General features: G+C 75.0%; 11 protein-coding genes. 5 read left to right on the top strand and 6 right to left on the bottom strand.

From position 1 onward, the window contains the following. Positions 1–195 precede the first annotated feature (195 nt). Positions 196–2,166, bottom strand: a complete 1,971-nt coding sequence (locus ACP4IX_RS16825; protein ID WP_426555977.1) for a BTAD domain-containing putative transcriptional regulator — start codon at positions 2,164–2,166, stop codon at positions 196–198. A 205-nt stretch (positions 2,167–2,371) separates the two neighbouring features. On the opposite strand from ACP4IX_RS16825, the gene ACP4IX_RS16830 reads away from it, so the two are divergent. Continuing rightward, on the top strand, positions 2,372–3,250 hold the full coding sequence (locus tag ACP4IX_RS16830; RefSeq protein ID WP_426555978.1) for an alpha/beta fold hydrolase: 879 nt from the start codon (positions 2,372–2,374) through the stop codon (positions 3,248–3,250). A gap of 144 nt (positions 3,251–3,394) precedes the next feature. On the opposite strand, the gene ACP4IX_RS16835 is transcribed toward ACP4IX_RS16830, so the two are convergent. The 5 genes from ACP4IX_RS16835 to ACP4IX_RS16855 form a co-directional block, all read right to left on the bottom strand. Beyond that, a complete protein-coding gene (locus ACP4IX_RS16835) occupies positions 3,395–4,537 on the bottom strand; it encodes a hypothetical protein (RefSeq protein WP_426555979.1) in 1,143 nt (380 codons plus the stop codon). Positions 4,538–4,598: 61 nt separating this feature from the next. Beyond that, entirely contained in the window at positions 4,599–5,027 is a 429-nt protein-coding gene (locus ACP4IX_RS16840; protein WP_426523279.1) for a VOC family protein, read from the bottom strand. A gap of 296 nt (positions 5,028–5,323) precedes the next feature. Then, the gene (locus ACP4IX_RS16845; protein WP_426555980.1) at positions 5,324–5,749 is read right to left on the bottom strand and encodes a PPOX class F420-dependent oxidoreductase; all 426 of its coding nucleotides are present in this window, start codon (positions 5,747–5,749) and stop codon (positions 5,324–5,326) included. Between the two features lie 78 nt (positions 5,750–5,827). Next, positions 5,828–6,718 carry an NAD(P)-dependent oxidoreductase gene (locus ACP4IX_RS16850; RefSeq protein ID WP_426555981.1) on the bottom strand — a complete coding sequence of 297 codons (891 nt, stop codon included), beginning with the start codon at positions 6,716–6,718 and terminating at the stop codon, positions 5,828–5,830. Between the two features lie 166 nt (positions 6,719–6,884). Then, positions 6,885–7,724 (bottom strand): TIGR02452 family protein, encoded by an 840-nt coding sequence (locus ACP4IX_RS16855; RefSeq protein ID WP_426555982.1) that lies wholly within the window; start codon positions 7,722–7,724, stop codon positions 6,885–6,887. A 287-nt stretch (positions 7,725–8,011) separates the two neighbouring features. On the opposite strand from ACP4IX_RS16855, the gene egtA reads away from it, so the two are divergent. From egtA to egtD, 4 genes are read left to right on the top strand one after another with little or no spacing between them, the layout of a single operon-like run. Beyond that, positions 8,012–9,313 carry an ergothioneine biosynthesis glutamate--cysteine ligase EgtA gene (gene egtA / locus ACP4IX_RS16860; protein ID WP_426555983.1) on the top strand — a complete coding sequence of 434 codons (1,302 nt, stop codon included), beginning with the start codon at positions 8,012–8,014 and terminating at the stop codon, positions 9,311–9,313. Between the two features lie 11 nt (positions 9,314–9,324). After that, positions 9,325–10,677 (top strand): ergothioneine biosynthesis protein EgtB, encoded by a 1,353-nt coding sequence (gene egtB / locus ACP4IX_RS16865; RefSeq protein WP_426556043.1) that lies wholly within the window; start codon positions 9,325–9,327, stop codon positions 10,675–10,677. After that, positions 10,677–11,477 carry an ergothioneine biosynthesis protein EgtC gene (gene egtC / locus ACP4IX_RS16870; protein ID WP_426523285.1) on the top strand — a complete coding sequence of 267 codons (801 nt, stop codon included), beginning with the start codon at positions 10,677–10,679 and terminating at the stop codon, positions 11,475–11,477. The genes egtB and egtC overlap by 1 nt, the downstream gene beginning before the upstream one ends. Next, entirely contained in the window at positions 11,474–12,436 is a 963-nt protein-coding gene (gene egtD / locus ACP4IX_RS16875) for an L-histidine N(alpha)-methyltransferase (RefSeq protein WP_426555984.1), read from the top strand. Before egtC ends, egtD begins: the two co-directional genes overlap by 4 nt. Positions 12,437–12,495: the final 59 nt, after the last annotated feature.

A 12,495-nucleotide genomic window follows, 5' to 3' on the forward strand; every position in this document is an offset into this window, starting at 1 on the left:
GCTCCGCACGCGCGCGGAGCTGGAGGCGGTGCCGCCGGGCGGCCCCGCCCGGCGGATGCGGGCGGCGGATGCGGGCGGGGCGGGCATCGGCGCCTCCACCCGCCGTCCGACCGGTCCGCGGCGGGTGGAGGCGCACGGGAGCACTCCCGAGGACCCGCGGGGGCGGCCGGCGGTGCCCTTCACGGTCCGGGCGCCTCACGGACCGAGTGCCCGCCGGATCGCCGCGAGCCAGTCGTCGACGGGTCCGAAGGTGAGCAGCCCGCTGCCCGCGCCCGCGAGTTCCCCGGCCGCGGGCAGCAGCCGTTCGTACGTCCGCCGCAGGGCCGTGCGGTCGCCGAGTCCGAGGGCGAGCGCGGCTTCGGCACAGCACAGCGCCTCGTACAGGAGGTCGGGCGGCGGCTCCGGGAGGGCGCTCAGCGCCGTCCGGGCCTCGGCGTCACGGCCGTCGGCCAGCAGGGCGAAGGGTTCGGCCCAGGGCCGGTACGGCCCCCAGTCCACGCCCGGTTCCACGTCCGCCGGCCGGCCGTGGGCCAGGCGCAGGCCCAGCAGGGCCAGGGGCAGCAGCCCGCGTCGCAGGCCCGGCATCCCCGCGTCGTCGAGCCGTGCCGCGGCGGACCGGTAGGCGGCCGCGGCACGGTCGTACGGACCGCCGGTGGCGGCCAGGCGCAGGGCCCGGTACCACTCGGTGAAGACGGCCACCAGCGGCCGTTCGTGCCGTTCGGCCAGACGGTCCGCGGCGGTGGCGTGCTCGTCGGCGGCGGTGAAGTCGGCGAGGGCCGAGCGGGCCTGGATGCGGATCAGGTGGCCTGCGATCGCGTGGCTCACCAGGCCGTGCCGGGCCGCGAGCGCGACGAGTTCGGCGCCGATCGCGTCCCGGCCGGGGGCCAGTCCCGCGGTGGTGCAGGACTGCATGAAGGCTCCGTTGAGGGCGAAGGCGAGCAGCGCGGGGTCGTCCAGGCGGCGGGCGATCCGCAGGGCCTCGTCCGCCGCCCGGGGACCGCGCGGGGACCGGACCCCCCGGGACTCCAGGGCGACGGTGGCCAGCAGCCGGCAGCGGGCCGCGTCGGCGGTGGTGTCGTCCGGCAGGGCGGCAAGGGTGCGTTCGGCCGCCGCGACGATCCGCCGGGCCAGTTCGGGGTCGTCGCTGCGGGTCCAGTTGGCGGGGACGTCGTAGGCGCCGATCACCCGGGCCGTCAGTTCCGCGTCACCCGTCTCCTCCGCCGCCGCGACCGCGGTCATACGGTGCTCCCGGGCCGCCCGGAGACCGCCGCCGCCGGTGACCGCGAGGTTGCTCAGCAGGCCGACGGCCGACTCCAGGCGTGCGTGGGCACCGGCGGCGACCGTGCGGTCGTACGCCTCGGTCGCCCGGTTCCAGAGCCGGGCCGCCGCCTCGGCGGGTTCGGCGGGCGGGTCCAGGTCCGGGTCCTGGGCGAGGATGCCGGCCTCCAGGCGGCGCAGTCGGGGCCCCGGGTCGACGCCCAGGTGCCCGGCCAGCAGGGTGCGGGCCCGGCGCAGCACCGCGAGGGCGTCCGCCTGGCGTCCCGTCCGGTACAGGGCCAGGGCGAGCAGGCGCCAGGCCTCCTCGCGCCAAGGGTGCTCGGTCAGGTGTGCGTCCAGGTCGGGGACGGCCTCCGCGGCCCGGCCCAGGTCCACGAGGAGTTCCGCCCGGCGTTCGACCGCGCGCAGCCGCAGTTCGGTGAGCCGGGAGCGCTCGCCGCGGGCCCAGTGCGCCTCGCTGAATTCGGCGTAGGCGGGACCCCGCCACTCCCCCAGCGCCGCCCGGAGCCGGTCCGGGGCCTGGGCGGCCGGCAGTCGGCCGGCCGCTGCGACGGCCGCCTCGAAGCGCCAGGCGTCCACGGCGTCCGGTGCCGCGCGCAGGACGTACCCGGGGCCCTCGGTGACCAGCAGCCGGGCCGGGGCCCGCGGCGGGCGGTCGGGTTCCAGGGCGCGGCGCAGATCGCCGACGAAGGTGCGCACCGCACCCACGGCCCGCGGCGGCGGTGCGTCCCACAGGTCGTCGACCAGTCGGGCGAGCGGGACGACCCGCCGCCGGGCCAGGACCAGCCGGGCCAGCACGGCGCGGTGCCGGGGCCCCCGGAGGGCGAGCACGTCGCCGTCGCGCCCGGCCGTGACCGTTCCGAGCACACCGAACGTGACCGCTTCCATGTTCCGTCCGCTCCGATCCGCACCACTGCTCGCCGATCACCACGGTACGCGTGCTGATCGGTTGCTGATTCGCGCGCGGGAGGCTCGGAGCCGTCACCAGCACGACGTCGGACACGACGCGAACCGAGACGACGCGGACCGCGACGACGTGCACGGACACGGCGTGGAACAGCCACGACGTGGATCAGAGAGGCGCAGACCTGCCATGGCACCTACCATCCCCGGCTTCACCCACGACCGCGTCACGGTCGCCGACGGTGTCGCCCTGCACGTGGCCGTCGGCGGCTCCGGCAGTCCGGTCGTGCTGCTGCACGGCTTCCCGCAGACCCATCTGATGTGGCGGCACGTGGCCGCCGACCTCGCGGCCGACCACACGGTGATCTGCCCCGACCTGCGCGGCTACGGCGACAGCGACAAGCCGGCCGATCCGGACGGCACCGCCTACGCCAAGCGCACCATGGCCGCCGACGTCGTCGCCCTCGCCCGGGCGCTCGGGCACGAGCGGTTCGCGCTGGCCGGGCACGACCGGGGCGCGCTCGTCGCGGTGCGGGCCGGGCTCGACCATCCCGACGCGGTGACGCACCTGGCCGCGCTGGACGTGCTGCCGACCCTGGACATGTGGGACGTCCTGCACGGCACCTCGGCGGCCGTGGGCTTCCACCTGTACCTGATGGCGCAGCCGCCCGGGCTGCCGGAGCGGTTGATCGGCGCCGCGCCGGACGCGTTCTTCGGTCACTTCCTCGACATCTGGACGCGGGACCCGGAGGCCCTGCCCGCCGACGTCCGCGCCGCCTATCTGAAGGCGTCCCACGAGGCGGTGCCGTCCATCGTGGCCGACTACCGGGCTTCGGCCGGCATCGACGTCGTCCACGACCGGGCCGACCGCGCCAGCGGCAACCGGCTGGGGATGCCGGTGTCCGTCCTCCAGCAGGACTGGGGCGCCGCACTCGGTTACGATGCCGCCGCGCTGTGGCGGGCCTGGGCCCCGGACCTGCGGCACGACACCGTCGGCTGCGGCCACTTCATCGCGGAGGAGGCGCCCGGCGAGGTCGCCGGGGCGCTGCGGAACCTGCTGACGCGGTAGGGCGTCCGCCCGCCGTCCGCCCCTCGTGCACCGGTGTGCACCGGCCGGTGCGCACCGGTGCACGACGGCCGGTTGTGCGTGGTCCACGGCCGGTTGCCCGGTCCTGGCGACCCCGCTGCTGCCCCGGCACGACCATGCGCCGGTCTAGGACGGCGGTGTCCCCGGGCCCAGCGTGGGGAACCGGCGGCGGGCCTGCGCGAACAGGGCGGGATAGTCGGTGCCGTAGGTGACCGCGGCGGCGAAGAGGGCGTCGAGGGCGGCGCACAACGGGTCCGGTCCGGCCGCGGCGGGCAGTGCGGGCATGGCCATCGCCTGTTGCAGCAGGTTGTCGCGGCATCCGTCCGCCGAGTCCGTCTCGGTGTGGGTCAGACGGTCGTCGGCGAAGAACCGGTCCCAGGCCCGCTGGGGGTCGTCGAACGGCGCCGGCAGGGGCTCTCCGCGGTCCAGTGCCGCCAGCGCGGGCGCGATCCAGTCGACGTCGCCCAGCCCGGCCGCGGCGAAGGCCCGGTGGGCGGCCCACCGGGCCAGGCTACGCTGCGTCGCCGGGCAGGCCGCGTCGACGGCGTCGAGCAGGTCGCGGTCCAGCGGCACGAGTCCCCGTGCGTTGCCGCCGGCCTCGCGCAGGCGGCGGCTGGGCAGCCGGCCGCCCCAGGACAGGGCTTCCGCACGCTCCTGCGCGGCCGGCTCCGCCGCGGCCCGCTCCTCCCGCAGGCGGCGCTCGGCCGCGGCCCGCTCCTCGGGTGCGGGGGGCGGCGGCAGGCTGCGGGCGTGCCGGCGTGCGGCGCTGCGCGAGGTCTGCCGGACGACGAGGCCCGCGGCGGGCGGGGCGGGCCAGAACTGGAGCAGGTAGTGGTCGACCGGCGCGCCGCCGTCGAGCACGGCGAGCTCCTCCTCCCGGCCCCGGTCCATGCCGCGCCCGCAGTAGCGCACCCGGTGGTCGGTCGGGAGCAGGTCCAGCGTGCACAGGGGGCCGTCGCCCCACGGCAGGACGACCGTCCTGGCGGAAACCGGCCGGAAGGGCGCCTCCACCACGTCCTCCCAGCCGTCGTCGAGCGGCGGTGCCGCCCCGTGCACCTCGACGGTCAGACCGACGCGGCCGGTGTGCAGGCCCGTGACGAGGAAGAGGCGCCCGGGGACGGCCGCCCCGCACAGTCCGTCCGTCTGTCCGGCGCAGGCCGGCGACGGACCCGTGTCCTCCCCGTCAAGTCGGCTGTCCACGTAGAACTGCCCGTAGCTGACGTGTAGTTCACCGCTGTACACCGTCCGCACGGCCGCCCCCCTCCTCATGTCCGGCTCCCTGAGGCCACCAGTATGCGGAGGGGGTACGACAACGGTCGCCGACGACCGGTCAGCGTGCCCCGGGGACGTCCTGGGTGACGCCGTTCAACGGCGAGGACGGGTCGCTTCCGTAAGGGCGGGTGAAAGCCTCCATGCCGTGCCCGGACGGGTCGCCGAAGTACACGCCCCGTCCGCCGTCGTTGCGGTTGATCCGGCGCGGGTGCCGGCCGTGCGGGTCGGCCTGGACGGGGACCCCGTCCTCGACGAGCCGGGCGAGGATCCCGTCGAACTCGTCCTCGGAGACGAGGAACGCGTAGTGCTGCGCCGGGATGTCGATGTCGACGGTGGCGAAATCGAGGGTGACGCCGTTGGCGGTCGTCACGGGCAGGAACATTCCGGCCGGCTCACCGACCTCCAGCCCCAGGATTCGGGCGAGGAAGTGGGCGGACTTCTCCCGGTCCCGGGAGAGAACGATGGTGTGGTTGAACTCGACTGACACGGGTGAATGCCTCCACGGGCATCTCCGCGGCGCCTCCATGCCTCACCCGGACGGTGACCGACACGCGATGCCGCGCCGTGGATCTTAGACGAGGCGGCCGGTGCTGTCGATACCCGGCGACATCCCCTGGCACGGGGTGCCGGCCCCGTGCTTGCACGGGGCCACCGTGCGCCCGGCCGTCTGCTCGCCTCCGCGGCGTCGTCGTTCCTGCTGACCGCGGCCCCCGGCCCCCGTGGCGCCGACCGGACGCACGGACTGGGGTCCCGCGGTCCGGACGCGGAGATCGCGGCCGTTTCTCAGCTGGACGCCTGGTCGCTGTCCTTCATGGCGCCCCAGCCGTGCCAGCGCTCGACCTCGACCCAGGCGCTGACCCTGGCCCGGACCCGGTCGGGGTACGGGTCCCCCGTGTAGTGCCTGGAGAGGCGGTCGATGCCGGTGAGGTCCTCGTCGTCGCGGGTCTCGGTGACGCGGCCGATGAGGGTGACGTGCGTGTACCAGTCGTCGCCCGCGAGGACGGTGAGGGTCACGCGCGGGTCCCGGCGCACGTGCCCCAGGCGTACCCGGCCCTCGTCGAAGTTGATCAGGACCCGGCCGTCGTCCTCCCACAGGTACCAGGTGGGCGTGGAGACGGGCGCGCCGTCCGAGCGGAGGGTGGCCATGACGCACGGGTTGGGGCGGCGCAGCAGGTCGACGGCCTCGGGCGGCAGGGGCGGCTTGGACATGCGGACTCCTTCGGTCTTGGTGTGCCGAGACTATGCCGGTGTTCCGGTCGTACCGCTCGTCCGGTACCCCGGGTGGACTCAGTCGGTCGCTTTTTCCTCGAAACTGGCGAAATAGGCCGCCGCCATGTCCTCGTCGCCGTGGCCCTGCTCGGCGGCGCGCGCCAGGCGTTCCGCGCCGGCGGCGGCCACGTCCAGGCGGACGCCGTTCGCCTCGCCGGCCTCGACGATCAGCTGGGCGTCCTTCGCGGCGGTGGTGACCGCGAACTGGGCCGGGGTCAGCGCGCCGTCGCGGATCAGGGCGGCCTTGGCGCGCAGGTAGCCCATGTCGAGCGGGCCGCCCGCGATGGCGTCGAAGAAACCGTCCGGGTCCACACCCAGTGCCTTGGCGAGCGCCAGGACCTCGCCGGCCGCGTTGGTGGCGGCGAGGACCCAGCTGTTGGCCACCAGCTTCAGCCGGGTGGCGCTGCCGGCCGCGCCGTCCTCGCCGGTCCAGACCGTGCGGGAGCCCACGGCGTCGAGGACGGGCGCCACCCTGTCCCGTGCGTCGGACGGGCCGGCGGCCAGGACCAGGAGCTGACCGGCCTCGGCGGGCCCGCGGGTGCCGAGGACGGGAGCGTCGAAGAAGACGAGGCCATGTTCGTCGGCGAAGGCGGCCAGGTCGGCGACCGCGTCGACGCCGGCGGTGGTCGACTGCACCCACGCGGTGCCGGGGCGCAGACCGGCGGTGGCCTGCCGCATGACGTCGAGAGCGGCCGGACCGTCGTACAGCATGGTGACGACGACGTCGGCGTCCCGCACCGCCTCCTCGGGGCGTGCGGCGATGTGCACGCCGTCGGCGGCCAGGGGCTCGGCCTTGTCCCGGGTGCGGTTCCAGACGCGGACGGTGTGTCCGGCCCGGGCGAGGTTGCGGGCCATCGCGGCACCCATGATGCCGGTGCCCAGGACGCTCACGGTGAGCTGGTCGGTCATGACGTCGGCTTTCTCCGCTCGTACGGTCGGGGCCGGGCGGGGCCCGGGTGACCGGCAGGTCGTGCCGGGGCGGTGCGGGCCCCGGTGACCGGCCGGTCGGTGCCGGGGCGGTGCGGGCCCCGGTGATCAGCCTGCCATCCGATCGCGGGCGCCGCAGATCCGAGCGCTACGGCTGGAGCCGACCGGGACGGCCCGCCCCTTCCGGGAAGACGCGCGCGAAGGCGGCCCGGACCCTGCCGCCGGGCGTGCGGTCCAGGATGCCGAACGTCACCCGCTCGAAGGCTTCCGCGAACCGTCCACCGGGCCCGAGCTGCGTACGGAAGGCGCCCGCCACCTCGGCCGGGTCGTTGCGGAACACTCCGCAGCCCCAGGCACCGAGCACCAGCCGGCGGTACCCGTGGGCGGCGGCCGTCTCCAGCACCCGCCCGGCGCGTGCGGTCAGGGCCGCGGGCAGCTCGGCGGCGCGCTCCGGGGCCGTGCGCAGCACCACGCCCGCGTTGGGTGCGGCGGACGTGAGGAAGCCTGCGGTGTACGGCTCGTCCAGCAGCCTGCCGCGGTCGTCGCGGAAGACGGGCACGCCGGGCGAGTGGATGACGCGGTCGGTGTAGAACGGGTCGCGGTGGGCGCGGTGATGGTCGTAGAACCCGCGTGCCCGCAGCAGGCAGGTGTACAGCGCGGAGGCCCGGCACAGGGCCTCCTCCTGGGCCTGGGCGCCGTTGAGGTAGCCGCCGCCCGGATTGCGGGCGGAGGCGAAGTTCAGCACGGCGACCTCGCCGCCGAGGCGGCGGGCGGCCTCGAGGCTGCTCTCGCCGGTGACCTCGAAGACCGTTCGCACCGGAACGGGCGAAGCCGGTTCCACGGGCGACGGGCCGAACACGCGTGTGCGCTCCCGAGCCTTCTCGACCGCCGCGGCGATGGGTACCTCGCGCCCGTCGGACGCGCGGTAGCAACCCGCCATCACGATCTGCTCGGTCTGCTGTGCGATGCCCCGCAGGCGCGCGCTCACGGCGCCACCCCCGTGGACGCCGTGACCGCGCGCCGCGCGGTGTCCCCCGTCGTGCTCATGCAGGAATCCTGGGTGATGCTGGTGATGCGGTGCAACGCAGTTTCCGGGCCCGGGAACGACGGGGAAAGCCCCCGGAAACGGACGGGGCACGGAGATGTCCGAGCCGGTACGTCCCGTTATGCACCCTTGTGCGGGGCCGCATGAGGGTCTTGGGTGGGACGAGTGTGCCGACCAGGCCCACCGCTGAAGGGTCGGCGGCATGGATGGAATCTCAGGAGGATCCCGACATGTCCGATGCGGTAAGTGGCTGCACGCGGCCACGTACCTCTGTCACCGAAGCCGAGGTCGAGGCGCTGGTCCACGGCATCTGCTTCAAGACCGGCCCGCCGAGGCTGCTCGGTGTCGAAGTGGAATGGCTCGTCCACGAACTGCGCGCGCCCCGGCTCCCCGTGTCACCCGAACGACTGCGAGCCATGTACGCCGTACTGCGGACCGTGCCCCTCAGGTCGGCGCTGACCGTCGAACCCGGCGGCCAGCTGGAGTTGAGTTCGCTCCCCGCCACCTCCCTGATGGAGTGCATCGGTACCGTCTCCGCCGATCTCGACGCCGTCCGCGCGGTCCTGCGCGACGACGGCCTCGCCCTCGTGGGCCTCGGTCACGACCCCTGGCACTCCCCCCGCCGCTATCTGAGGCAGCCGCGCTACGACGCCATGGAGGCCTGTCTCGACCGCACCGGACCCGCCGGGCGCTCCATGATGTGCGCCTCCGCGTCCGTGCAGGTGTGCGTGGACGCCGGGCACGAGGAACCCGGCCCGCTCGGTCACGTACGCCGCTGGTGGCTGGCCCACCACCTGGGCGCGGTCCTGGCGGCCGCGTTCGCCAACTCCCCGCTGGCCGACGGCCGGCCCACCGGCTGGCGGTCCACCCGGCAGCTGCGGTGGACGCAGATCGGCAGCGGCCGGGCCGGTGGCCCCCCGCTGGACTCCGACCCGCGCGGCGCGTGGACCCGGCACGTCCTCGATGCGCCGGTGATGTGCGTACGCCGGGAGGAAGGACCGTGGGACGTGCCGGAGGGTCTGACCTTCCGGGAGTGGACCCGGAGCGGGGCGTCGAGAGCGCCGACCCGGGAGGACCTCGACTACCACCTCACCACACTCTTCCCGCCGGTCCGGCCGCGCGGACATCTGGAGCTGCGCATGATCGACGCCCAGCCGGGCGACGACGGCTGGATGGTGCCGCTCGCCGTGACGGCGGCCCTGTTCGACGACCAGGAGGCCACCGAGACCGCCTACCGGGCCGTGAAGCCGCTCGCCGAGCGCACGCTCGGTCTCCCCGCCCCGCACAACCCGCTGTACCGGGACGCCGCCCGCGACGGCCTCACCGATCCGGAGCTGCGCGAGGCGGCCACCGTGTGCTTCACGGCGGCGCTCGCCGCCCTGCCCCGGCTGGGAGCCACCGCACCGGTGACGGACGCCGTCGCGGCGCACCTGGAGCGCTACGTCCTCAGGGGCCGCTGCCCCGCCGACGACCTGCTGGACACGCCGGACGGCGCGAGCCGTGGCCCGCACGGGAGGGAGACCCGCCCATGACCGACCCCGCCATGGACACCGCCACCGACACCCCCATCGACCCCCCTGGTGGAACGGCCGTCGACGTCGGGTCCCTGCGCGAAAGGGCCCTGGCCACGCTCGTCACGGCCCGCGACCGGACCACGCTGCTGACCAGCTGTGTGGACGGCCCCGAGCTGACGTCCCAGGTGTCGCCGCTGATGTCCCCGCTGGTGTGGGACCTGGCGCACATCGGCAACCAGGAAGAGCAGTGGCTGCTGCGCGCCGTCGCCGGGCAAGAGGCGATACGGCCCGAGATCGACAGTCTCTACGACGCCTTCGAGCATCCGCGTTCCGAGCGGCCCGAGCTACCGCTGCTGTCGCCCGCCGAGGCCCGGCGGTACGCGGCCGACGTGCGCGGACGGGCCCTGGACGTTCTGGAGAGCACCGCGTTCCACGGGACGCGGCTGACGGAGGCGGGTTTCGCCTTCGGGATGATCGCCCAGCACGAACAGCAGCACGACGAGACCATGCTGATCACCCATCAGCTCCGCAGGGGCCCCCGGGTCCTGTCCGCCCCGGACCCGGACCCCGTGCCGCTGTACACGGGCCCGGCGGAGGTCCTGGTGCCCGGTGGCCCGTTCACGATGGGCACGTCGACCGAGCCGTGGGCCCTGGACAACGAACGCCCCGCGCACCGGCGCGAGGTGGCGCCGTTCTTCATCGACACCACGCCGGTGACCAACGGCGCGTACCAGGCGTTCATCGACGACGGCGGCTACGACGACCCGCGCTGGTGGACCCCCCAGGGCTGGGACCACATCCGCCGGCACTCCGTGACCGCCCCGCTGTTCTGGCGCCGGGACGGCGCACAGTGGCTGCGTCGGCGCTTCGGGGTCATCGAGGTGGTGCCGGCCGACGAGCCGGTGGTGCACGTCTGCTGGTACGAGGCGGACGCCTGGGCCCGCTGGGCCGGACGGCGGCTGCCCACCGAGGCCGAGTGGGAGAAGGCCGCCCGGTACGACCCGGCCGGTGACCGCTCGGCCCGCTATCCGTGGGGGGACGCGGACCCGGGGCCGGACCACGCCAACCTCGGCCAGCGGCATCTGCGCCCGGCGCCGGCGGGCAGCTACCCGGCCGGTGAGTCGCCGCTCGGGGTGCGGCAGTTGATCGGCGACGTCTGGGAGTGGACGTCGAGCGACTTCACCCCGTACCCGGGCTTCAGGGCGTTCCCGTACAAGGAGTACTCGGAGGTGTTCTTCGGGCCCGAGTACAAGGTGCTGCGCGGCGGTTCGTTCGCCGTGGACGCGGTGGCCTGCCGGGGAACCTTCCGCAACTGGGACTACCCGATACGGCGGCAGATCTTCTCCGGCTTCCGCACCGCCCGGACCGCGGAGGCCTCCTGATGTGCCGGCACCTCGCCTACGTGGGACCCGAGGAGCCGCTCGGCCGGCTCCTCGTGGCGCCGCCGCACGGCCTGTACCGCCAGTCCTGGGCACCCAGGCGCCAGCGCCACGGCACGGTCAACGCCGACGGTTTCGGCGTCGGCTGGTACGCCGAGGGCGATCCGGTGCCGGCGCGGTACCGGCGGGCCGGGCCGATCTGGGCGGACCGGTCCCTGGCCGACCTGGCGCGGGTGGTGCGGACCGGCGCGCTGCTGGCCGCCGTGCGGGACGCGACGCTCTCCGGGGCCGACGCGGAGGCCGCGGCGGCCCCGTTCGCGGCCGGGACCTGGCTGTTCAGCCACAACGGCGCCGTGGCCGGCTGGCCGGGATCGCTGGCCGGGGTGGCGTCGTCGCTGCCGCCCGAGGACCTGCTGGCGCTGGAGGCCCGTAACGACTCGGCGCTCGTGTGGGCGCTGGTGCTGGCCCGGCTGCGCGCCGGGGACGACGCGGGCCGGGCGCTCGCCGAGACGGTGGCGGAGGTCGCCGACGCGGCCCCGGCCTCCCGGCTCAACCTGCTGCTGACCGACGGCGCCACCGTCACGGCCACCACCTGGGGCGACACCCTGTGGTATCTGACGCGGCCCGGCGGCGGCACGGTCGTCGCCTCGGAACCGTACGACGACGACCCGCACTGGCAGGAGGTCCCCGACCGCACCCTGCTCGCGGCGAGCCGCACGGACGTGCTGCTCACCCCGCTCAAGGACCCGGGCGGCACCGCACTCGCAGACGCTTTCGTCTCTCCGAAGGAGCCCCGTACGTGAGCCCGTTCCGCCTCACCCGCACGCTGCCCGAGGACGCCACGGACGCCGCCCTGCGCGCCGACGTCCTGGCGGGCCTGACGAGCACGCCCAAGTGGCTGCCGCCCAAGTGGTTCTACGACGCGCGGGGCAGCGAGCTGTTCGAGGAGATCACCGCGCTGCCCGAGTACTACCCGACCCGGGCCGAACGGGAGATCCTCGTCGACCGGGCCGGTGAGATCGCCGCGGCGACCGGTGCCCGCACCCTCGTGGAGCTGGGTTCCGGTTCCTCGGAGAAGACGCGGTTCCTGCTCGACGCGCTGACCGGTCTGCGCGGCTACGTGCCGGTCGACGTCAGCGGGAGCGCCCTCACCCAGGCAGGTCAGGCGCTCGTCGCCGAGCGGCCGGACCTCCAGGTGCACGCGCTGATCGCCGACTTCACCGCAGGGCTGGCGCTGCCCGGGACGCCGGGTCCCCGGCTGGTGGCGTTCCTCGGCGGCACCATCGGCAACCTGCTGCCCGGCGAGCGCGCCGCGTTCCTGGCCTCCGTCCGCTCCCTGCTCTCCCCCGGCGACTCCCTGCTGCTGGGCACGGACCTGGTCAAGGACGAACAGGTACTGGTCCGGGCGTACGACGACGCGGCCGGGGTGACGGCCGCGTTCAACAAGAACGTACTGTCCGTCATCAACAGGGAGCTGGACGCCGACTTCGCGCCCGCGGCCTTCGAGCACGTGGCGCTGTGGAACGCCGGACGCGAGTGGATCGAGATGCGACTGCGCTCCCGTACCGCGCAGACGGTCAAGGTCCAGGCGCTCGACCTGGCCGTGGACTTCGCGGACGGGGAGGAGCTGCGTACCGAGGTGTCCGCGAAGTTCCGGCAGGAGGGCGTGCGGGCCGAACTGGCCGCGGCGGGACTTGAGCTGGCCCATTGGTGGACGGACGGCGAGGACCGTTTCGCGCTGTCGCTCAGCGTGGCCCGCTGAGGACGGCTCGCCGAGGACGGTTCGCGGCACGTGCGCGTGCCGAGCGCGGCCGGCCGACG

Origin of the sequence: Streptomyces sp. WG5 (assembly GCF_049974565.1) — a bacterium.
Lineage (GTDB): Bacteria > Actinomycetota > Actinomycetes > Streptomycetales > Streptomycetaceae > Streptomyces.